The 21,246-nt window shown below is 60.7% G+C and carries 17 protein-coding genes and 1 pseudogene; 10 read left to right on the forward strand and 8 right to left on the reverse strand.

Features of this window, described 5'->3' with window-relative positions:
* Positions 1-97 precede the first annotated feature (97 nt).
* Both C4J89_RS20965 and C4J89_RS20970 read right to left on the reverse strand, forming a co-directional pair.
* Positions 98-943, reverse strand: coding sequence for a mechanosensitive ion channel family protein (locus C4J89_RS20965; protein ID WP_124415476.1), 846 nt, complete (start codon positions 941-943; stop codon positions 98-100).
* 136 nt (positions 944-1,079) lie between these two features.
* Positions 1,080-1,565 carry a YajQ family cyclic di-GMP-binding protein gene (locus C4J89_RS20970; protein WP_003193880.1) on the reverse strand — a complete coding sequence of 162 codons (486 nt, stop codon included), beginning with the start codon at positions 1,563-1,565 and terminating at the stop codon, positions 1,080-1,082.
* 123 nt (positions 1,566-1,688) lie between these two features.
* Here C4J89_RS20970 and C4J89_RS20975 point away from each other — a divergent pair, with 123 nt between their 5' ends.
* The 3 genes from C4J89_RS20975 to C4J89_RS20985 are packed head-to-tail and all read left to right on the forward strand — an operon-like array spanning position 1,689 to position 5,269.
* Positions 1,689-2,606: a putative 2-dehydropantoate 2-reductase gene (locus C4J89_RS20975; protein ID WP_124364191.1), complete on the forward strand. Its 918-nt coding sequence runs from the start codon at positions 1,689-1,691 to the stop codon at positions 2,604-2,606.
* 45 nt (positions 2,607-2,651) lie between these two features.
* Positions 2,652-4,688: an ATP-binding protein gene (locus tag C4J89_RS20980; RefSeq protein WP_124368172.1), complete on the forward strand. Its 2,037-nt coding sequence runs from the start codon at positions 2,652-2,654 to the stop codon at positions 4,686-4,688.
* A 2-nt stretch (positions 4,689-4,690) separates the two neighbouring features.
* Positions 4,691-5,269, forward strand: coding sequence for a cob(I)yrinic acid a,c-diamide adenosyltransferase (locus C4J89_RS20985; RefSeq protein ID WP_124415477.1), 579 nt, complete (start codon positions 4,691-4,693; stop codon positions 5,267-5,269).
* Between the two features lie 137 nt (positions 5,270-5,406).
* Here the strand turns inward: C4J89_RS20985 and C4J89_RS20995 are convergent, their stop codons facing one another.
* From C4J89_RS20995 to secA, 3 genes are all read right to left on the reverse strand, one after another.
* Entirely contained in the window at positions 5,407-6,351 is a 945-nt protein-coding gene (locus C4J89_RS20995) for a Nudix family hydrolase (RefSeq protein ID WP_124415478.1), read from the reverse strand.
* 129 nt (positions 6,352-6,480) lie between these two features.
* A complete protein-coding gene (gene argJ / locus C4J89_RS21000) occupies positions 6,481-7,698 on the reverse strand; it encodes a bifunctional glutamate N-acetyltransferase/amino-acid acetyltransferase ArgJ (protein WP_124415479.1) in 1,218 nt (405 codons plus the stop codon).
* Positions 7,699-7,821: 123 nt separating this feature from the next.
* Positions 7,822-10,557, reverse strand: a complete 2,736-nt coding sequence (gene secA, locus C4J89_RS21005; protein ID WP_124415480.1) for a preprotein translocase subunit SecA — start codon at positions 10,555-10,557, stop codon at positions 7,822-7,824.
* Between the two features lie 305 nt (positions 10,558-10,862).
* Here secA and C4J89_RS21010 point away from each other — a divergent pair, with 305 nt between their 5' ends.
* The gene (locus tag C4J89_RS21010) at positions 10,863-11,318 is read left to right on the forward strand and encodes a DUF721 domain-containing protein (RefSeq protein WP_124415481.1); all 456 of its coding nucleotides are present in this window, start codon (positions 10,863-10,865) and stop codon (positions 11,316-11,318) included.
* Between the two features lie 3 nt (positions 11,319-11,321).
* On the opposite strand, the gene C4J89_RS21015 is transcribed toward C4J89_RS21010, so the two are convergent.
* Positions 11,322-12,800, reverse strand: a complete 1,479-nt coding sequence (locus C4J89_RS21015) for a helicase HerA-like domain-containing protein (RefSeq protein ID WP_124415482.1) — start codon at positions 12,798-12,800, stop codon at positions 11,322-11,324.
* A 350-nt stretch (positions 12,801-13,150) separates the two neighbouring features.
* Here C4J89_RS21015 and C4J89_RS27520 point away from each other — a divergent pair.
* The 5 genes and pseudogenes from C4J89_RS27520 to C4J89_RS21035 all read left to right on the forward strand — a co-directional run.
* A pseudogene (locus C4J89_RS27520) lies at positions 13,151-13,990 on the forward strand (cache and HAMP domain-containing protein); the annotation flags it as partial.
* Positions 13,991-14,131: 141 nt separating this feature from the next.
* Entirely contained in the window at positions 14,132-14,896 is a 765-nt protein-coding gene (locus C4J89_RS27525; protein WP_372237509.1) for a methyl-accepting chemotaxis protein, read from the forward strand.
* 109 nt (positions 14,897-15,005) lie between these two features.
* Positions 15,006-16,118, forward strand: coding sequence for a glycosyltransferase family 4 protein (locus C4J89_RS21025; protein WP_372238989.1), 1,113 nt, complete (start codon positions 15,006-15,008; stop codon positions 16,116-16,118).
* Positions 16,111-16,863 carry a DUF2334 domain-containing protein gene (locus tag C4J89_RS21030; protein ID WP_124415485.1) on the forward strand — a complete coding sequence of 251 codons (753 nt, stop codon included), beginning with the start codon at positions 16,111-16,113 and terminating at the stop codon, positions 16,861-16,863. Before C4J89_RS21025 ends, C4J89_RS21030 begins: the two co-directional genes overlap by 8 nt.
* Positions 16,851-17,960, forward strand: coding sequence for a lysylphosphatidylglycerol synthase transmembrane domain-containing protein (locus C4J89_RS21035; RefSeq protein ID WP_124415486.1), 1,110 nt, complete (start codon positions 16,851-16,853; stop codon positions 17,958-17,960). Before C4J89_RS21030 ends, C4J89_RS21035 begins: the two co-directional genes overlap by 13 nt.
* Positions 17,961-18,075: 115 nt before the next feature.
* On the opposite strand, the gene purU is transcribed toward C4J89_RS21035, so the two are convergent.
* On the reverse strand, positions 18,076-18,924 hold the full coding sequence (gene purU / locus C4J89_RS21040; RefSeq protein WP_019821236.1) for a formyltetrahydrofolate deformylase: 849 nt from the start codon (positions 18,922-18,924) through the stop codon (positions 18,076-18,078).
* Between the two features lie 346 nt (positions 18,925-19,270).
* Between purU and mvaT the strand changes: the two genes are divergently transcribed.
* On the forward strand, positions 19,271-19,645 hold the full coding sequence (gene mvaT, locus C4J89_RS21045; RefSeq protein ID WP_003175830.1) for a histone-like nucleoid-structuring protein MvaT: 375 nt from the start codon (positions 19,271-19,273) through the stop codon (positions 19,643-19,645).
* A 90-nt stretch (positions 19,646-19,735) separates the two neighbouring features.
* On the opposite strand, the gene sbcB is transcribed toward mvaT, so the two are convergent.
* Positions 19,736-21,163, reverse strand: a complete 1,428-nt coding sequence (sbcB, locus tag C4J89_RS21050) for an exodeoxyribonuclease I (RefSeq protein ID WP_124415487.1) — start codon at positions 21,161-21,163, stop codon at positions 19,736-19,738.
* Between the last annotated feature and the right edge of the window lie 83 nt (positions 21,164-21,246).

The raw sequence follows: 21,246 nt of genomic DNA on the forward strand, positions 1-21,246 counted from the left end.
GTTACATTTCAAAAACAATATAACTAGCAAGCTAAGTAACTATATACAACTGTCGCATTTAACCTGACCTTTCGGCCAACTTAAACGCGACACTGTTTCATGGCTTCGCCGGAGCTTCCTGCATCACGCGAATAACCCGCTGCGGGAACGGAATATCAATCCCCGCCCCTTTCAAACGGTCGCGCGCCAGTTCATTGAGCATGAATACCACATCCCAATAATCCGCCGTATTGGTCCAGCAACGCAGGGACACGGTGATGGAGCTGTCGCCCAGGGTCGATACCACTGCGACAGGCGCCGGGTCGGCCAGCACGCGCGGGTCCTTGGCCAGTTCCAGCAACACTTCACGGGCTTTCTGCAGGTCAGCCTCGTAGTCCACGCCCACATCAAACACCACCTTGCGCGTCGGTTGGCGGTTGGTGTTGGTGATGATGCCGTTGGACAGGATGCCGTTCGGTACAATCACCGTCTTGTTGTCGCCGGTACGCAGCACCGTGTGGAAAATCTGGATACTGTCGACGGTACCCGAGGTGCCCTGGGCTTCGATCCAGTCACCGATGCGAAACGGACGGAACAACAGGATCAGCACACCGCCGGCGAAATTGGCCAGGCTGCCTTGCAAGGCCAGGCCGATCGCCAGGGTAGCGGCACCAATGGCTGCGACGAACGAGGTGGTTGCCACGCCGATCATCGAGGCCACGCTGACGATCAACATGACTTTCAGCGCAATGTTCGCAAGGCTGGTGATGAAGTGCTGCAGCGCCAGGTCGGCGTTACGCACGGCCAGCAAGCGCCCCACTCGGTGGGTAAAGACGTTGATCAGCCACCAACCAATGGCCAGGGTGATAACGGCCAGCAGTACCCGGCTGCCGTATTCCATGATCATCGGGATCCAGGACTGCGAGGTCTTGATCAAGTGATCCACTTCAGCGTTCAAATCCATCTATCTTCTCCTGTTATGCGGATATGCGGCTTCATTGACTGCCTGAAAACGCAAATGAGCCCCGTAGGGCTCAATTGTAGGCATTGTTGCTGCGGCGTGGGACGTCGAAAACGGCCACAGGTTCCGCGAGCTGCCATCAGTCGCGGAAGTTGTTGAACTGCAGCGGCATGTCGAAGGTCTTGGCGCGCAGGGCCGCAATGGCCTCTTGCAGGTCATCACGCTTCTTGCCGGTAACACGCACCTGTTCACCCTGGATGGCCGCCTGGACTTTCAGCTTGGCATCCTTGATGTGCGCGACGATCTTCTTCGCCAGTTCCTTGTCGATGCCTTCCTTGAGCACGGCTTCCTGCTTCATCAGTTTGCCGGAAGCGTAGGCGTCCTTGACTTCAAGGCACTGCACGTCGATCTTGCGCTTGACCAGGGCCAGCTTGAGGATCTCGATCATCGCTTCCAGCTGGAAATCGGCTTCAGCGGTCAGGTTGACGGTCAGTTCCTTTTCCTTGAATTCGAAGCTGCCCTTGCCTTTCAAGTCATAGCGACGGTCCAGTTCCTTGACGGCGTTCTCGACGGCGTTGGTGACTTCGTGTTTGTCCAGTTCGGATACCACGTCGAACGAAGGCATGTCATTTCTCCAATATAAGGGGCGGGCTCAGTAGAGATGGAGCGCGCCCGAGCTAAAATGCCGGGGCATTATAGCGGTTCTTTCGCCGCGTTCACCGCTGGCGACCTTACGGAGCACACACTGATGTCGACCACCTGGCATATTCTCGGCGCCGGTAGCCTGGGCACCCTCTGGGCCACGCGGCTGGCGCGCGCGGGCGTGCCGGTGCGGCTGATCCTGCGCGATCAGGCGCGCCTGACCAGCTATGCGTCGAGCAACGGCCTGACCCTGGTTGAGCAAGGCGTTGCGCACACCTACCCGGTAATCGGCGAAACACCCGACAGCCCGGAGCCGATCCAGCGCCTGTTAGTGGCGTGCAAAGCCTACGATGCCCAAAGTGCCGTCGCACAGTTACAGCATCGCCTGGCGCCGAACGCGGAACTGATCCTGCTGCAAAACGGCCTCGGCAGCCAGGATGCGGTAGCCGCCCAGTTGCCACAGGCGCGTTGCATCTTTGCCTCCAGCACCGAAGGCGCGTTTCGCGAGGACGAATGGCGTGTGGTGTTTGCCGGCCATGGCTACACCTGGCTGGGGGATGCGGCTCATCCTACCGCGCCGCTGTGGCTGGAGGACTTGCAGGCCGCCGCCATCCCCCATGAATGGAGCATCGATATCCTCACGCGCCTGTGGCGCAAGCTGGCCCTCAATTGCGCGATCAATCCGTTGACCGTGCTCTACCAGTGCCGCAACGGCGGCCTGCAGGCCCACCAATGTGAAGTAGCCACCCTGTGCGCGGAATTGAGCGAATTGCTGGAATGCTGCGGCCAGCCTGCGGCCGCGCAAGATTTGCACAGTGAAGTGCAACGGGTGATTCAGGCCACTGCGGCCAACTATTCCTCCATGTACCAGGATGTGGCCAACGCACGGCGTACCGAAATCAGCTACCTGCTGGGCTACGCCTGCCAGGCGGCCGCCCGCCATCAACGGGTACTGCCGCATCTGCAACTGCTGCAAGCGCGCTTGGTCGAGCAGTTGGTTGCACGCGGATTGCCCAGCGACTGAGGCACGCGCTACCCTGCCGTATGTCTATTGCCTGCGAAAAACCTGATGCCACTGCGCCAGCGTCTTGAAAACCTACCGGTAGGGCAGAAACTGCTGGCCGCCCTGCTGGTACTGCTGACCACCGTGTTGCTGGTGGCCAACCTGACCTTTATCAGCGCCGCCTACTGGATCTCCCAGGAAAGCATGGCGCCCCAGGCCTTGCAGGCCATCGGTCGGCTGGTGTCCAACCCGGCACTCGCCGCTGAAGCCCTGCAGTCCCCGGCCAAGGCCAACGCGCTGCTCAATGAGCTGACCAGCTATTCACCGCTGCGCGCCGCCGCCTTGTACGACGGCGAAGGCAATCGCCTGGCGCAGATGCAACACGGCGACCGCCTGCACCTGCCCGACAACTACCGGCATATCGAGGCCTGGCGCCTCACCGAGTTTCGCAGCAACCAAGTCATCACCCTGCCCCGCACCGACCAGCCTTCGGGGCATTTGCTGCTGGTGGCCAGCAGCGAGCTCCCGGTGGCGTTCTATACCGGCACCCTCACCGCAAGCCTGGGCATCCTGATTTTCAGTGTGTTGCTGTGGCTGGTCATCGCCCGGCAGATCAAACGCCTGATCACGCGGCCGATCCATGAACTCGAAGAACTGTCGCGCCAGGTGACTCGCGAAGAGAACTACGCCCTGCGCGCAGGCCCCGGCAACCACGATGAAATCGGCAGCCTGGCGGAAGCGTTCAACACCATGCTGTCGCGCATCGAAGCCCGTGAGCAGCAGCTCAAACGCGCGCGGGATGATTCCCAGGCCGCCTACGACCAGGCTCAGGGCCTGGCCGAAGAAACCCGCCATACCAACCGCAAGCTGGAACTGGAAGTGCAGGTGCGCAGCAAGATCGAGAAAAAGCTCACCGGTTTTCAGAACTACCTCAACAGCATTATCGACTCGATGCCTTCGGCGCTGATCGCCCTGGATGAACAGCTCTACGTCACCCAGTGGAACCAGGAAGCCACCGCGCTCTCGGGCACGCGCCTGGATGAAGCCCTCAACCAGCCGATCTTCCTCGCATTCCAACCTCTCAAGCCGTACCTGCCGCAAATCAAGGCCACGGTGGAACAGCACACGGTGGAGCGGATCGAGCGGGTCACCTGGGTCAAGGACGACGAGCCAAAGCATTACGCCCTGACGTTCTACCCCTTGATGGGCGGTGCCGGGCGCGGCGTGGTGATCCGTATCGATGACATCACCCAGCGCCTGTCCCTGGAAGAAATGATGGTGCAATCGGAAAAAATGCTCTCGGTCGGCGGCCTGGCTGCCGGCATGGCCCACGAAATCAACAACCCGCTGGGGGCGATCCTGCACAACGTGCAGAACATCCGGCGCCGCCTGTCACCCGAGCTGCCCAAGAACCTGGAACACGCCGAACAGGCGGGCATCGAGCTGGCGCTGGTCAATCAATACCTGCAAGCGCGCGAAGTCCCGCAGTTGCTGGATGGGATTCAACAGGCCGGCGCGCGTGCAGCGAAAATCGTCACACACATGCTCAGCTTCAGCCGGCGTAGCAACCGGCAAATGGCCCCCTGCGACTTGCCAGCCCTGATCGACCAGGCCGTGGAGATCGCCGGTAACGATTTCGACCTGGCCATCGGTTTCGATTTCAAGGGCCAGGCGATCATCCGCCAGTTCGACCCGCAACTGGGGCCGGTACCCGGCACGGCCAACGAACTGGAGCAGGTGCTGCTCAACCTGCTGAAAAATGCCGCCCAGGCGATTCACCTGCGTGAAGACGGCAGCGAACCGGGGCGCATCATCCTGCGCACCCGCCTCAACCCGCCCTGGGCCGAGATCCAGGTGGAAGACAACGGCATCGGCATGAGCGAAAACGTGCGCAAACGCACCTTCGAGCCGTTCTTCACCACCAAAGAGATCGGCCAGGGCACCGGGCTTGGGCTGTCGGTGTCGTATTTCATCATCACCAATAACCACAAGGGCCAGATGGAAGTGCACTCCACCCTGGGCCAAGGCACCTGTTTCACCTTGCGCCTGCCCCTGGCCGGCAGCCAATTGTCCCCCGCAGAACTCACCCAACTGGAGCAATGACCATGGGCTTTCGCCTGTCGAAGATCTACACCCGCACCGGTGACCAGGGCGAAACCGGCCTCGGCGACGGTCGCCGCGTGCCCAAGGATCACCCACGGGTGGAGGCCATTGGCGAGGTGGATACGCTGAACAGCCAGTTGGGGTTGTTATTGGCCAACCTGGAGGAGCAGAGCGGCAAGCACCCCGAACTGGACGATGTGGTGGAAGTGCTCACACCCTGCCAGCATCGCTTGTTCGATCTGGGCGGCGAGCTGGCCATGCCGGTGTACAAGGCGTTGAATGCAGCGGAAGTGGATCGGCTGGAAGCGGCGATCGACCGCTGGAATGAAGAGGTGGGGCCACTGGAAAATTTCATCCTGCCCGGCGGCTCAGCGCTGATCGCCCAGGCCCATGTGTGCCGCAGCCTGGCGCGCAGTGCCGAACGCCGCTGTCAGCAGCTGAATGCTCTGGAACCGTTGGAGGGGGTTGGGTTGGCGTATATCAATCGATTGTCGGATTTGCTGTTTGTAGCGGCCAGGGTGATTGCCAGGCGCCAGGGGGTTGCCGAGGTGTTGTGGCAGGCGGCCGCCAAGCCCCATTGATCGTTTTCAGGTGCCTATTGATCGTTCCCACGCTCTGCGTGGGAATGCCGCCCGAGACGCTCCGCGTCCGCCTTTAAAGTCATGACGCAGAGCGTCACAGCATGCGTTACCACGCGGAGCGTGGGAACGATCATGCTTCAAGCTTGCGGCCAAAATGCCCGAATCCCCGCAACACCTTGCGCTCCAGCCGCCCAAGCCTGCTCCCGCTGCGCAGGCCCTACCCCGCCCAACAGAAACACCGGCTTGCTGAACCCACGGATCAGCTCGGCCGCCTGTTCCCAACCCAACGGCTGAGCCTCGGGATGAGTCTCGGTCGGCTGAACCGGCGACAGCGTGACGAAGTCCACATCCATCAACTGCGCCAGCGCCAGTTCTTCAGCGTTGTGACACGAGGCCGCCAACCAACGGTCCTTCGGCAGCGGTCGGCCCTTGCTCGCGTATTTACGCAATTGCGCCGAGGTCATGTGCCAGCCTGCCGCTGGAAAATCCCCCAGCCATTCGAACGGCCCCTTGAGCATCAACTGCGCCTTGCCCGCACACAGCCCCACGGCGTCCACGGCGAGGTCGCGGTATTTAGGGTCGTAACCGTTGGGCGCGCGCAGTTGAACCAGTTTGATGCCACCGGCGATGGCTGTTTGAAGGCCACGCAGCAAGGGCGCGGTTTCCAGTTCACCGGGCGTGATCAGGTAGTCGGCCGGCAGACGGGCTGCCGCGACAATCGGCGCGTTAGCCGCTGGAAACTCATAGTTGACCAGATCCCGCGGGGTCACCCACTCCAGGGGCTGCCCTTCGACCCCATGGGGCTCGCCGGTAAACGCCGAGACCTCCCAGACATCCAGCAACACCTGCTTGTCCGGGTAGTCATGCTGCACCTGGATCAACGGCCGCGCCGTGGTGACCTGGATGCCCAGCTCTTCCTGCAACTCGCGGGACAAGGCCGTGACGACTGACTCATCAGCCTCCACCTTGCCGCCGGGAAATTCCCAGAGGCCACCTTGATGCTGGGTATCGGCGCGGCGTGCCAGCAGGATCCTGCCGTCGACACCGCGGATCACCGCTGCTGCTACATGCACTCGTTTCACCGCCACTGTTTCCTCTCGTTATAGCCCTTGTAGGAGCGAGCTTGCTCGCGAAGAACGTCAACGATAGCGCGTACATCCTGGATAAACGCGGTGGCATTGAGTTTTTCGCGAGCAAGCTCGCTCCTACATTCAGGTGCGATATTCCGCGTTGATCTTCACGTATTCGTGGGACAGGTCCGTGGTCCAGATGGTTTCGCTGCAGTCGCCGCGCCCCAACTCGATGCGGATGGTGATTTCTTCCTGCTGCATCACCGCCGAGCCCTGGGCTTCGGTGTAGGTGTCGGCACGGGCGCCACGGCTGGCAATGCACACGTCGCCGAGGAACACGTCGATCTTGCTCACATCCAGGTCAGGCACGCCGGCACGACCGACGGCTGCGAGGATACGGCCCCAGTTCGGGTCGGAAGCGAACAAGGCGGTCTTGATCAGCGGCGAGTGCGCCACGGTGTAACCCACGTCCAGGCACTCCTGGTGGTTGCCGCCGCCGTTGACTTCAACGGTGACAAACTTGGTAGCGCCCTCACCGTCACGCACGATGGCCTGGGCCACATCCATGCACACTTCGAATACCGCCTGCTTCAATGCGGCGAACAGCGGGCCTTCGGTGGAGGTGATTTCCGGCAGGTTGGCTTGGCCGGTGGCGATCAGCATGCAGCAATCGTTGGTGGAAGTGTCACCGTCGATGGTGATGCGGTTGAACGACTTGTTGGCGCCGTCCAGCATCAGGCGTTGCAATACATCACGGGAGACTTTGGCGTCGGTGGCGATATAGCCGAGCATGGTGGCCATGTTCGGACGGATCATGCCTGCGCCCTTGCTGATACCGGTCACGGTGACCGTCACGCCATCGTGCACGAACTGCCGGCTCGCGCCTTTGGGCAAGGTGTCGGTGGTCATGATGCCGGTAGCCGCAGCCGCCCAGTTATCCACAGACAGGTCATCCAGCGCGGCTTGCAGGGCGCCTTCGATTTTCTCCACCGGCAGCGGCTCACCGATCACGCCGGTGGAATACGGCAGCACCTGGCTTGCGTCCACGCCGGTCAACTGGGCCAGCTTGGCGCACGTGCGCGCAGCAGCCACCAGGCCAGGCTCGCCGGTACCGGCGTTGGCATTACCGGTGTTGGTCAGCAGGTAACGAATCGACCCGGCCACACGTTGCTTGGCCAGGATCACCGGCGCAGCGCAAAAGGCGTTGAGGGTGAATACACCGGCGACGGTCGAGCCTTCGGCACAGCGCATCACTACCACATCCTTGCGCCCCGGGCGCTTGATGCCGGCCGAAGCGATACCGAGTTCAAAACCGGCGACCGGGTGCAATGTGGGCAAAGGACCAAGACCAACAGCCATGTATGCGCTCCTTGAAATAGATGATGTGTGTGCCGTCGCTATCGACGGTGGGAATTAATGGCAAAACGCCGCGACGGCTGTTGCCGGTCGCGGCGTGGGGTGTTGCAGCGTCAGGCGAAAATCTTATTCGATCTGGCCGTGGCAGTGTTTGAATTTCTTACCCGAACCGCAATAGCACAGCTCATTGCGGCCCAGCTTCTGATCATTGCGCACCGGGGTCTGAGCCAGGGCCACATCGACCTCTTCGCCCAACACCTCAGGTGCTTCCAGGCCCGGCGCTTCGTCGTGCTGGAACTGCATGCGCGCAGCCAGTGCCTCGGCTTCCTGGCGCAGGCGCGCTTCTTCCTCGATCGGGTCTTCGCGACGCACCTGAACGTGGGACAGCACGCGGATCGAATCGCGCTTGATCGAATCCAGCAGCTCGGAGAACAACGTGAACGACTCGCGCTTGTACTCCTGCTTCGGGTTTTTCTGGGCGTAGCCACGCAAATGGATACCGTGGCGCAGATGGTCCATGGTCGACAGGTGGTCTTTCCACAGGTCGTCCAGCACGCGCAGCACGATTTGCTTCTCGAAGGTGCGCAGGGCTTCGGCACTCGCCTGCTCTTCTTTCTCGTTGTACGCGGCCAGCAATTCGGCCATCAGTTTTTCGCGCAGGGTTTCTTCGTACAGGTGATCGTCTTCGTCCAGCCACTGCTGAACCGGCAAGTCGACGCCAAAATCGCTCTTCAACGCGGCTTCCAGACCGGCCACATCCCACTGCTCAGGCAGCGACTGTGGCGGGATATGCGCGCTGACGGTGGCGTTGAGCACGTCCTGACGGAAGTCAGCGATGGTCTCGCCAATGTTGTCGGCGGCCAGCAACGTGTTACGCATGTGATAAATCACTTTACGCTGTTCGTTGTTGACGTCATCGAACTCGAGCAGTTGTTTACGAATGTCGAAGTTACGCCCTTCTACCTTGCGCTGGGCCTTCTCGATGGCGTTGGTCACCATGCGGTGCTCGATCGCTTCACCGGACTGCATGCCCAGGGCCTTCATGAAGTTCTTCACCCGATCCGAGGCGAAGATACGCATCAGGCTGTCTTCCAGGGACAGGTAGAAACGGCTGGAGCCCGCATCACCCTGGCGACCGGCACGACCGCGCAACTGGTTGTCGATACGGCGCGATTCGTGACGCTCGGACGCGATCACCTGCAAACCGCCGGATTCCAGCACGGCCTGGTGGCGTTTCTGCCAGTCGGCCTTGATCTGGGCGATCTGCTCAGGGGTCGGGTTGTCGAGCGAGGCCACTTCCACTTCCCAGTTACCGCCCAACAGGATGTCGGTACCACGACCGGCCATGTTGGTGGCGATGGTCAGCGCGCCGGGGCGACCGGCCTGGGCGATGATCTCGGCTTCTTTTTCGTGGAACTTGGCGTTGAGCACCTTGTGCTCGATGCCTTCCTTGTTGAGCAGGTTGGACACGTGCTCGGACGTCTCGATGGTCGCGGTACCCACCAGGATCGGACGGCCCTTGGCCAGGCCGTCCTTGATGTCATTGATGATCGCCGCGTATTTCTCTTCGGCGGTCAGGAACACCAGGTCGTTATAGTCTTTACGCGCCAGTGGCTTGTTCGGCGGGATGACCACCACCGACAGGCCATAGATCTGATGGAATTCGAACGCTTCGGTGTCGGCCGTACCGGTCATGCCGGACAGTTTGTTGTACAGACGGAAGTAGTTCTGGAACGTGGTGGACGCCAACGTCTGGCTTTCGGCCTGGATGTTGAGCATTTCCTTGGCTTCGATGGCCTGGTGCAGGCCTTCGGACAAGCGACGACCGGGCATGGTACGGCCGGTGTGTTCGTCAACCAGGACGACCTGGCCGTCCTGGACGATGTATTCGACGTTGCGATGGAACAGCTTGTGGGCGCGCAGGCCGGCATATACGTGGGTCAGCAGGCCCAGGTTATGCGCCGAGTACAGGCTTTCGCCTTCGGCCAGCTCACCGATCTGGGTCAGCATTTCTTCAACGAACTGGTGGCCGGCCTCGTTGAGTTCGACCTGGCGGGTCTTCTCGTCGATGGTGAAGTGGCCGTCTTTGGTCACCACGCCTTCGACTTCCTCGATGTGCTGCTCAAGGCGCGGGATCAACTTGTTGATCTCGGTATACAGGCGCGAGCTGTCTTCGGCCTGGCCGGAGATGATCAGCGGGGTACGGGCTTCGTCGATGAGGATGGAGTCGACTTCGTCGATCACGGCAAAGTTGAGTTCGCGCTGGAATTTTTCATCCATGCTGAACGCCATGTTGTCGCGCAGGTAGTCGAAACCGAATTCGTTGTTGGTACCGTAGGTAATGTCGCAAGCGTAGGCGGCGCGCTTCTCTTCCGGCGGCTGGAACGGCGTCACTACGCCGACGGTCAGGCCGAGGAATTCATACAGCGGGCGCATCCAGTTGGCGTCCCGGCGAGCCAGGTAGTCGTTCACCGTCACAACGTGCACGCCCTTGCCGGACAGTGCGTTGAGGTAAACACCCAGGGTTGCCACCAGGGTCTTGCCTTCACCGGTACGCATTTCGGCAATCATGCCTTCATGCAAGGTCATGCCGCCGATCAACTGGACGTCGAAGTGGCGCATGCCCATGACGCGCTTACCGGCTTCACGGGCGACCGCAAAGGCTTCGGGGAGCAGCTTGTCGAGGGTTTCACCTTTGGCTATGCGGGCCTTGAACTCTTCGGTCTTGGCGCGCAATTGCTCATCCGACAGGGCAACCATCTGCTCTTCGAAGGCATTGACCAGCTGCACCGTCTTGAGCATGCGTTTGACTTCGCGCTCATTCTTGCTTCCAAAAAGTTTCTTTAACAAAGGCGCAAACATATCGGCAGGTTCTTCCACACATAGGGATGGAGGGCGCACCGTGAGTGGCCCGAGCAGCCCTCACGGCCGCATGCGAACGCGCATTCTACCCGGAATCGTGGGTGAGGAAAGTGGCGTTGTTCCCCGATGCGGGCACGGCGCTGTGAGAGGGCTTGTTTAAAATAAGGGCTTTTGCCGGAACTTCAACCCATCAAAGGCAGAAGTTACTTATTGATTTCATGAGAAAAGCCCTGCCCTTGCAGGGTCTCGGGGCTCACCGGCGCTTTCTGCTAAGATGACGGCTCTGTTACTTAAGGTGTCTAGACATGGCATTTCGCCCTCTTACAGCCCGCGCTCCCGGCGTGTTGCTTCGCGAAGCCAAGCCGCTCAAAGCCATCTTTGGCCACGCGCAACGCCTGGCGCATTTGCAACGCCTGCTCGAAAGTCAGCTGCAACCGGCCGCACGCGAACATTGTCATGTAGCGTCCTGGCGTGAAGGCAACTTGCTATTAATTGTCACTGACGGGCATTGGGCCACCCGCTTGCGTTATCAGCAAAAACGCTTGCAGCGCCAATTGATGGTGTTTGATGAGTTTGCCGGCCTGACGCGCATCCAGTTCAAAGTGCAGCCGCCTGCCGTGCTGCGAAGCCCGGCCGGACATACGCTGGACCTGTCGGAACAGGCAGCCGAAACCCTCCAGGCCACGGCCGAAGGGATCAGCGATCCGGGTTTGCGCGCGGCACTGGAGCGGCTGGCCGCCCATGCCAGGCCCAAACCCTGAGCCTTACTTGCGCTTGCTGCCACCCAGCAGCGAGCCCAACAAGCCGCGCACCAACTGCCGCCCCATCTGATTGGCGGCTTGCTGCATGGCGGATTTCAGCGCCTTGCCCGCCGTGGTACCCAGGAATGCACCGGCTTTGTCGGTGAAGCTGGGTTCTTCGGTCGCCGGCTTGGCCTCCTCGGTCGGCCCCAAGTCTTTACGCGCCATCAGCACTTCATAGGCTGACTCGCGGTCAATCGGCTTGTCATAGCGGCCCTGCAGCGGCGAACTGGCGATCAACGCCGCACGCTCGGCCTCGGTGAGCGGCCCGATCCGCGACTGCGGCGGTGCAACCAATACGCGCTGGACTACCTCCGGCGTGCCTTTTTCCTGCAAGGTACCCACCAACGCCTCACCGGTGCCCAACTCGGTCAGCACCGCCAAGGCATCGAATGCCGGGTTGGGCCGGAAACCGTCCGCCACCGCCCGCAGGGATTTTTGCTCTTTGGTGGTGAATGCGCGCAGGCCATGCTGGATACGCAGCCCCAGCTGCGCCAGCACCGTGTCAGGCAAATCCCCCGGAGATTGAGTGACGAAGTACACCCCCACCCCTTTGGAGCGAATCAACCGCACCACCTGCTCCAGACGGTCCTGCAACGCCTTGGGTGTATCGGCGAACAACAAGTGCGCCTCGTCGAAAAACAGCGCCAACAGCGGCTTTTCGGCATCACCGCGCTCCGGCAACTGCTCGAACAGTTCCGCCAACAGCCACAGCAGGAACGTGGCATAGACCTTCGGCGCGTCATGCACCAGGCGGCTGGCGTCCAGCAGGTGGATACGGCCACGCCCATCGCTGGCGGGCTGCAAAATATCCTCAAGCTGCAGGGCCGGCTCGCCAAACAGGGCTTCGGCACCCTGCTGCTCCAGCACTGCCAGGCGTCGCAACAACGCCTGGCTGGAACCGGTGGTCATCAACGCCGCATCGTCGCCCAACAGTTCAGGGTGATAACGCAGGTGGTTGAGCAGTGCCTTGAGGTCTTTCAGGTCCAGCAGCAACAAGCCTTCACGGTCGGCCACCTTGAAAGTCGCGTACAGCGCCGACTGCTGGCTGTCGGTGAGTTCCAGCAGGCTGCCGAGCAACAACGGGCCCATTTCGCTGATAGTGGTGCGCAATGGATGACCGGACTGCCCGTGGATATCCCACAACGTAACCGGATAAGCCTTGGGCGTGTAATTCAGGAAGGGCATCCCGGCAATGCGTTCGGCGACTTTGCCCTGGGGATTGGCCGCTGCGCCCAGGCCGCACAGGTCACCCTTGATGTCGGCGGCGAATACTGCCACGCCGGCATCACTGAAGGCTTCCGCCAGGCGCTGCAAAGTGACGGTCTTGCCGGTGCCCGTGGCGCCGGCGATCAACCCATGCCGGTTGGCCAGGCGCATGGGCTGGGCGATGGGCTGGCCGTCTGGGCCGGCACCGATAAGCAGTTGTGTGGAGTCAGGCATTTCGTCACCTTTGGTTAATCTTTAATGCAGCCAGGTCGATACAGACACTGTGAAACCCACAAAATCTAAAAACAGGACAGATATTTCCCACAGAGCCCCCCTGGCGCTAGCACTCGAAGTATCACACCTTTTTTTGACGCTGCCATTTTTGCGCATCCCCTAAAGACGCGCCTCGGATATCAAGACCTTAGCGGACCCTACAAGCCATGAATAAAAACCTGCGCTTCAGCCATAAAATTTTGCTTGCAGCCTCCCTTATCGTCATCGCCGCCTTTGCGTTATTTACCCTCTATAACGACTACCTCCAACGCAACGCGATCCGTGACGACCTCGATAACTACCTGCATGAAATGGGCGACGTCACCGCCGGCAGTATTCAGACCTGGCTCACCGGGCGCATCGCCCTGGTAGAAAATGCCGCGCAGAATATTGCCCTCAACCCCGAACCTTCGGTGGTTGCCAGCCTGCTGGAACAGAAAGCGCTGACATCGTCGTTCATGGCAACCTACGTCGGCGACAGCCAGGGCACCTTCACCATCCGCCCTGACAGCAAGATGCCCGACGGTTTCGACCCGCGCGTTCGCCCCTGGTACAAAGGCGCCCAGACCAGCAACGGCTCGACCTTGACCGAACCCTATATCGACGCGGCAACGGGGCAACTGATTATTTCCATCGCCACCCCGAGTGCCAAGGCCGGCCAGAGCATCGGCGTGGTGGGCGGTGACCTGAGCCTGCAAACCCTGGTGGACAACATTGGCGCGCTGGATTTCGGCGGCATGGGCTACGCATTTCTGGTCAGTGCCGACGGCAAAGTGCTGGTGCACCCGGACAAGGCCCTGGTGATGAAGACCCTGGCTGACGTGTACCCGAAAGACACACCGAAGATCAGCGCTGCGTTCAGCGAAGTGCAGGCCAATGGCAAGACCAATATCGTCACCTTCACCCCGATCAAGGGCCTGCCATCGGTGAACTGGTACCTGGGTATTTCGGTGGATAAAGCCAAGTCGTTCGCCATGCTCAGTGAATTCCGCACCTCGGCGGTCATCGCTACCATCATCGCCGTGGTGATCATCATCGCCTTGCTGGGCATGTTGATCCGTGTGTTGCTGCAACCGCTGCACGTGATGACCCGGGCCATGCAAGACATCGCCGACGGCGAAGGCGACCTGACCCGACGCCTGACCATCCAGAATAACGACGAGTTCGGCACCCTGGGTACTGCGTTCAACCGTTTCGTGGAGCGCATTCATACCTCGATCCGCGAGGTGTCGTCGGCTACCGAGCAAGTCAATGAAGTGGCACTGCGGGTGGTCAGCGCGTCCAACTCGTCGATGGTCAATTCAGACGAACAGGCCAACCGCACCAACAGCGTCGCAGCTGCCATCAACCAATTGGGCGCTGCCGCCCAGGAAATCGCCCGCAACGCGGCGCAAGCCTCCAATCAGGCCAGTGATGCGCGGCATTTGGCCGAAGACGGCCAGCAGGTGGTCGAGCGCAATATCAAGGCAATGACCCAGCTGTCGACCATGATCAGCGCCTCCAGCACCAATATCGAGGCGCTGAACAGCAAGACGGTGAATATCGGCCAGATTCTTGAAGTGATCACCAGTATTTCCCAGCAAACCAACTTGCTCGCGCTCAACGCTGCCATCGAAGCCGCGCGTGCCGGTGAGGCCGGCCGCGGCTTCGCGGTGGTGGCCGATGAGGTGCGCAACCTGGCGCATCGCACCCAGGAATCGGCGCAACAGGTGCAGAAGATGATCGAGGAGTTGCAAGTCGGCGCCCGAGACTCGGTGAGCACCATGAGTGAAAGCCAGCGCCACAGCCAGGACAGCCTGGAGATCGCCAACCTGGCCGGCGAGCGCTTGAACAGCGTGACTCAGCGCATTGGCGAGATCGACGGCATGAACCAGTCCGTGGCCACCGCCACCGAGGAGCAGACCTCGGTGGTGGAGTCGATCAATATGGACATTACCGAAATCAACACCCTCAACCAGGAAGGCGTGGAAAACCTGCAATCGACTCTGCGCGCCTGCTCGGACCTCGAACGGCAAGCCGCACGCTTGAAGCAAATGGTGGGCAGCTTCCGCATCTGAGGCGAATGTGGGAGGGGGCTTGCGCCCTCCCACAGCCAATCTCGATCGAACATCTATCCCTTGCTCAGGTCCACGTAAAGGAGAGCAATGGATCGGAGGGATGTTCATCGTGCATATCGCTGACATAACCATGTTCTACGCCCCGGCCAGCGGTGGCGTACGCACTTATCTGGACGCCAAGCACCGGCGCCTGGCGCTCAAGCCCGGGATTCGCCACAGCCTGTTGGTGCCTGGCGCCCATTTGAGCGAGCGGGACGGGATTTTCGAGGTGCCGGCGCCACCGCTGCCCTTCGGCAAGGGTTACCGCTTCCCCCTGCGCTTGGCTCCTTGGCGAAATGTCCTGCACGATTTACAGCCGGATCTGATCGAAGTCGGCGATCCATACCTGACCGCCTGGGCCGCCCTCGACGCACGGCGCCAGCTGGATGTGCCGGTCATCGGTTTTTACCACTCCGATCTACCGCTGCTGGTGCGTAACCGCATGGGCGCCTGGTTTACCCCCAACGTCGAAGCCTATGTCAGCAAACTCTATGGGAATTTTGACCGAGTACTGGCCCCCAGCCAGGTGATGGCCGACAAACTCACCGGGCTTGGGGTGAAAAACGTCTTCGTACAACCCCTGGGCGTCGACCTGCAAACCTTTACCCCCGCCGTGCGCGACCCCGGCCTGCGCGCCGAACTGGGGATTGCTGAAGACACCCGGCTACTGATTTTCGCCGGGCGTGGTTCCAAGGAGAAAAACCTGCCGGTGCTGCTCAATTGCATGAAACGCCTGGGCGAGGGTTACCACTTGTTGCTGGTGGGCTCCGGCATGCCGGCCAGCGTGCCGGACAACGTCACCGTGGTCGATGGCTTCGTACCGGCCAATCATGTTGCCCGCTTGATGGCCAGCGCCGACGCGTTGCTGCACGGCGGCGACCAGGAAACCTTCGGCCTGGTGATTCTGGAAGCCATGGCCTGTGGCATCCCGGTGATCGCCGTTGCGGCGGGCGCTTTCACTGAGATCGTCGACGAGCGCTGTGGCCTGCTCTGCGCGCCCAACAACCCCAAAGCGATGGCCGATGCGGTACGCGAACTGTTCGGCGCCGACAGCCGTCGCCTCGGGGAGCAGGCTCGGCGTCATGTCGAACAGCAGTATGCGTGGGATGCAGTAGTGGACAGCCTGCTGGGGCATTACCACGCCGTGCTGGGCACGCACAAACCGATGCTCGCCCATGGCTGAACGTTCGGTCATGCTGGTGCTGCACGATGTGGCGCCGAACACCTGGGCCGATTACCGGCCTTTTGTCGAGGCCGTCGATGCCATCGGCAATGTGCCTATCACCTGGCTGGTGGTGCCGGACTTCCATCACCATAACGCCCTGGGCGCCCACGGTGATTTCCGGCGCCTGCTCGATAACCGCGTGGCAAAGGGCGATGAGCTCACCTTGCACGGTTACTACCACTGCGACGAACAACCCCGGCCGCGCACGCCAAAAGAATGGTTCATGCGACGCATCTATACCCATGAGGGCGAGTTCTACCAGTTGTCCGAGGCCGAGGCGTTGCAGCGCCTGAGTGACGGCATTGAGGTATTCCAGCGCAATGATTGGCCGCTGCAAGGGTTTGTCGCACCCGCCTGGTTGATGAGCGAAGGCACCCGGCTGGCGCTGCGCCAGTTACCGCTCGGCTATACCAGCGACCCGCAGCATTTGTATCGGCTGCCTGACTTCACGCGCATTCATGCCCCGGGCCTGGTGTGGAGCGCGCGCAGTGCGTGGCGCCGGGGCCTGTCCAAAGTGCTCAGCGACCGCCGCGAACAGCGCTGGCAGACGGCCCCGGTGATTCGGCTCGGCTTGCACCCCGTGGACATGCGCCACGAGTTTTCCCGCCATTACTGGCTACAAACCCTGCAGCGCCTGCTCGACGACGGACGCACGCCACGGACCAAGGCCGCCTGGCTGTCGACGCTGCCATGCGCCGACTGATCTGGCTGGTGCTGGCGCTGATAGTCGCGCTGGTGATTCCCGTGTGGCTGGGGGGCGGCGAAACCGTTGCGCGCCTGCGGCAGTTCCCCCTGCCCCAGTTACTGGCGATGTTTGCCATGATCATCGGCTGCTGGTTGATCAACAGCCTGCGCCTGCGCTTGTTGCTTGGCGAACAGCGCGGCCGGTTGGGATGGCGTAAAAGCCTGGGCGTGGTGATATCGACCGAGTTCGCGATGTGCGCGACGCCTGGGGGCAGCGGCGGGCCGCTGACGTTGATGGGCCTGCTGGCACGCAATGGCATACGACCCGCCCACGGCAGCGCGGTGTTCGCCATGGACCAACTGAGCGACTTGCTGTTTTTTCTCTGCGCACTGGTGGGCATCGTGCTGTATGCGCTGTTCCACAGCCTCAGCCCGCGCCTGGAATGGCTGCTGGGGCTGAGTGCCGTGTCGATGGTGGGTGGCGTCGTTGTTGGCCTGCTGGTGGTGCGCTTTCATCGTCGGCTGATTCGCCTGGCCGGGTTGGCACTCAAGGCCTTGCACGTGCGTGCCAGCACCCGTCGGCGCTGGGCCCGCCGGCTGCTGCGCTTCCTCGCGGCATTCAGCCAAACCCTGAAATTGCCCTGGCACACGCTGCTCGGGGTGTTTGCGCTGACCAGCCTGCATTGGCTATTACGCTATAGCGTGTTGTACCTGGCGCTGCGCGGCCTGGGGGGTGATGTGCAGTGGGCCTGGAGTTTCCTGATCCAGATGCTGTCGTTGACCGCAGGGCAATTCAGCCTGTTGCCAGGCGGGGCCGGGGCGGCGGAGTTGACGTCGGCGGCATTACTGGCGCCCATGGTGGGCAAATCCACGGCGGCGGCGGCGATTCTGATCTGGCGGGCGGTGACCTACTACTTCTATCTGCTGGCCGGTGCGCCAGTGTTTTTGCTGATGGTGGGCAAACCGCTGCTCAAACGTCTTTTTCAGGGACCTCGGGCGGCTTCTCAGGCGCCTGTAACTGCTCCCACAACTGGGCAGCGCCAGGAAAGTCAGTACCATCATCGGCACCCAGCGCGTCCGGGTCGTAGCGACTCAGACACCCCTCGCCCAGGGTAGCCGGTGGCCTGGAAGTCGCCTTATCGAGTGGGTCGGTCATGGTCGCGTCCTGAAATAAAAAGGGCCCGGAGAGTTTTACTCCCGGGGCCCCGCTTATTCAATCAACACGCGTCGATCAGAACACCACGGTCTTGTTGCCGTGCACCAACACGCGATCTTCCAAGTGATAACGCAAGCCGCGCGCCAGCACCATCTTCTCGACGTCACGCCCGAAACGCACCATGTCTTCGATGCTGTCGCTGTGGCTGACGCGAACCACGTCCTGCTCGATGATCGGACCGGCGTCCAGTTCCTCGGTGACGTAGTGGCAGGTCGCTCCGATCAGCTTCACGCCGCGCAGGGACGCCTGGTGATAAGGCTTGGCCCCCACGAACGAAGGCAGGAAACTGTGGTGAATGTTGATCACCTTGCCGGCGTATTCGCGGCACAGTTCCGGCGGCAGGATCTGCATGTAGCGCGCCAGCACCACCACATCGGCGTCGTGCTGCTTGACCAGGCGCGACACCTCGGCGAACGCCGGTTCCTTGTCCTGCGGGTTGACCGGCACGTGGTAATACGGGATGCCGTGCCATTCGACCATGCTGCGCAGGTCATCATGGTTGGAGATCACACAGGCGATCTCGCAATCGAGCTCATCGCTGTGCCAACGGTGCAGAAGGTCCGCCAGGCAGTGGGATTCACGGCTGGCCATCAGGACGACACGTTTTTTCTGCTCCGTGTCGGTGATGTGCCAAGTCATCGAAAACTCTTCGGCGATCGGCGCAAACGCCTCACGAAAGGCTTCCAGACCAAAAGGCAGTGTATCGGCACGAATTTCGTGACGCATGAAGAACCAACCGCTGAGATCATCCGAGTGATGGCTCGCCTCGGTGATCCAACCGTTATGAGAAGCCAGAAAGTTACTGACCTTGGCAACGATGCCAACCCGGTCCGGGCAAGCAATCACCAGCCGAAAAGTGCGCATTAGGGGGAAACTCCAGAACTTCGCAAAGGCCGCCATTCTAGCGATTGCGCAGAAAAACTGCAGTACTCCTTGCGGCTTATTCTGAGCCCCGGCCGTGGCAACAGCCCTTAATAGCGTAAGGTTTTACCACCGCTATATGTACGTGCACGGCTAAGCTCAGCACTTAGCCGCATTAAGCTGATTATTCTCAGCCACTCACCTGATAATTAACTCGACCGCAGCGCATTGCCACAAACATTCAATGTAATTCACATAAATAGCTGCTTAAATGTTTACTTGGTGAAATTGCCTGACTATTATTGGGCCACTCACCCTGTCAATCAGCGTTCTACATAAGGTAGTCCACATGTCCCTGATCAACGAATACCGCGCCACCGAAGAAGCTATCAAAGAGCTGCAAGCCCGTTTGAAGAACCTGTCGCAAGACGACAAGCTGAAAACCGAGCTGGAATTCGAAGGCAAACTGCGCACCCTGATGGGCGAATACTCAAAATCCCTGCGTGACATCATCGCACTGCTGGATCCGGAATCGAAAGTTAAAGCACCTCGCGGCGCTGTGAAAACTACCGGCACCAAACGTGCTCGCAAGGTCAAGCAATACAAAAATCCGCACAACGGTGAAGTGATTGAAACCAAAGGTGGCAACCACAAGACGCTGAAAGAGTGGAAAGCCAAGTGGGGCGGTGACGTGGTTGAAGGTTGGGCGACCCTGCTGGGCTAAGCCTGGTCGGCGTCACACCCGATACGCGATACATTAAAAACGCCAGCTTGCTGGCGTTTTTTATTGTCTGGATGTTTTGCAGTTATGCAGCTACAGACTCAGGCGAGCCGCTAAAGAGTCGGCATAGTCTTGCCATTCACCCAGTACCTGGCACTGAAACGCTGTCGCATTGTTTTGCAACTCCTGGCGCGCCGCCTTAAATGCCGACAGGGTATTGGGTGCGCCCCACACCGGGTCTGACAAACGTTGCTGACAGAAAAGTCTCCAGCGCTGTTGTTCCTCATTGTTCAAGGTTTCAGGAAAGTTACGCGCGCGGTAGCGAAATAATAATTCCGGCAACCGATGATCATCGAAAGGCCATTGCTGACGCCCTAGTTGCAGCGGCTCTGCCAGGCGAACTTGTTCACATAAGCGTCGGTCACGGTCGCCGATAAAACCCTCGTAGAGCTGCTGCTCCGGATCGGCATTCGGCGCAAATTCCTCCTCGGCGTAAACGCTCGCCAACTTGTCACGCCAAACTTCCTGTGCGTCAGTTAGTCGCAGCGCCCGCGCCTGATAAACGTCCATATCCAATTGCAGGCGCTCGCGATCTTGCGCGCGCAGCACCTTCAAGGGCGCGACGACCGGGCAGCGGTTGATGTGCAGCAACTTCAGGGGTACCGGCAGCTCGCCTTCCGCCAGTTCATCACGCCGCGTATAGAGGCGCTTGCGCAACGTGTCGGCATCCAGTTCGAGCAGGCCCTGCGGGTCGAGCCCCAGGTCACAGACAATCAATGCATTGCGATTGCGCGGATGCCAAGCCAGAGGCAACACCACACCGAGGTAATGGCGCTCGGCGCTGAAGCGTCCGGAAATGTGCACCAGCGGCTGCAACAATCGCACCTGGTCCATCACCCGTTGCTTGCTGCGCAGCTGGAACAGCCATTCATACAGCCTGGGTTGTTTCTCCCGGACCAATCGCGCCAGGGCAATAGTTGCACGCACATCAGACAATGCATCGTGGGCCTGGCCGTGGTCGATGCCATTGGCTTGGGTCAAGCGCTCAAGCTTGAGCGTCACGCGCCCGTCCTGCTCGGGCCACACAATCCCTTCCGGGCGCAGGGCATAGGCGGTACGCATCACATCGATCAGATCCCAGCGGCTGTTGCCGCCTTGCCATTCGCGCGCGTAAGGGTCGAAAAAGTTGCGGTACAGGCTGTAGCGCGTCATTTCATCGTCAAATCGCAGGGTGTTATAACCCGCGCCGCACGTACCGGGAGCAGACAGTTCGGCATGCACCCGCGTCATGAAATCCGCTTCGGCAAGGCCCTTCTGCGCCAGGACCTGCGGCGTGATACCGGTGATCGCACACGCCGCCGGGTGAGGCAGGATATCGTCGCCGGGCTGGCAATAAAGATTGATCGGCGGACCGACCTCGTTGAGCTCGAGGTCGGTACGAATGCCGGCCACCTGCAGCGGGCGGTCGCTGCGTGGGTTGATCCCGGTGGTTTCGTAGTCGTACCAGAAAATGGAGGTCACGGGCTGTTCCTGTGCTGAAGACCGGCAAAGTCTAGGCGCTGCGAGGTGTCAGGGGCCAGCGATACCTTACTGGACAAACATCC

Source organism: Pseudomonas sp. R4-35-07, from assembly GCF_003852235.1.
Classification (GTDB): Bacteria; Pseudomonadota; Gammaproteobacteria; order Pseudomonadales; family Pseudomonadaceae; genus Aquipseudomonas.

Coding starts and splice junctions, on each gene's coding strand:
- C4J89_RS20965 (WP_124415476.1), bottom strand. CDS start 943: ATGGATTTGAACGCTGAAGTGGATCACTTGATCAAGACCTCGCAGTCC.
- C4J89_RS20970 (WP_003193880.1), bottom strand. CDS start 1,565: ATGCCTTCGTTCGACGTGGTATCCGAACTGGACAAACACGAAGTCACC.
- C4J89_RS20975 (WP_124364191.1), top strand. CDS start 1,689: ATGTCGACCACCTGGCATATTCTCGGCGCCGGTAGCCTGGGCACCCTC.
- C4J89_RS20980 (WP_124368172.1), top strand. CDS start 2,652: ATGCCACTGCGCCAGCGTCTTGAAAACCTACCGGTAGGGCAGAAACTG.
- C4J89_RS20985 (WP_124415477.1), top strand. CDS start 4,691: ATGGGCTTTCGCCTGTCGAAGATCTACACCCGCACCGGTGACCAGGGC.
- argJ (WP_124415479.1), bottom strand. CDS start 7,698: ATGGCTGTTGGTCTTGGTCCTTTGCCCACATTGCACCCGGTCGCCGGT.
- secA (WP_124415480.1), bottom strand. CDS start 10,557: ATGTTTGCGCCTTTGTTAAAGAAACTTTTTGGAAGCAAGAATGAGCGC.
- C4J89_RS21010 (WP_124415481.1), top strand. CDS start 10,863: ATGGCATTTCGCCCTCTTACAGCCCGCGCTCCCGGCGTGTTGCTTCGC.
- C4J89_RS21015 (WP_124415482.1), bottom strand. CDS start 12,800: ATGCCTGACTCCACACAACTGCTTATCGGTGCCGGCCCAGACGGCCAG.
- C4J89_RS27525 (WP_372237509.1), top strand. CDS start 14,132: ATGGTCAATTCAGACGAACAGGCCAACCGCACCAACAGCGTCGCAGCT.
- C4J89_RS21030 (WP_124415485.1), top strand. CDS start 16,111: ATGGCTGAACGTTCGGTCATGCTGGTGCTGCACGATGTGGCGCCGAAC.
- C4J89_RS21035 (WP_124415486.1), top strand. CDS start 16,851: ATGCGCCGACTGATCTGGCTGGTGCTGGCGCTGATAGTCGCGCTGGTG.
- purU (WP_019821236.1), bottom strand. CDS start 18,924: ATGCGCACTTTTCGGCTGGTGATTGCTTGCCCGGACCGGGTTGGCATC.
- mvaT (WP_003175830.1), top strand. CDS start 19,271: ATGTCCCTGATCAACGAATACCGCGCCACCGAAGAAGCTATCAAAGAG.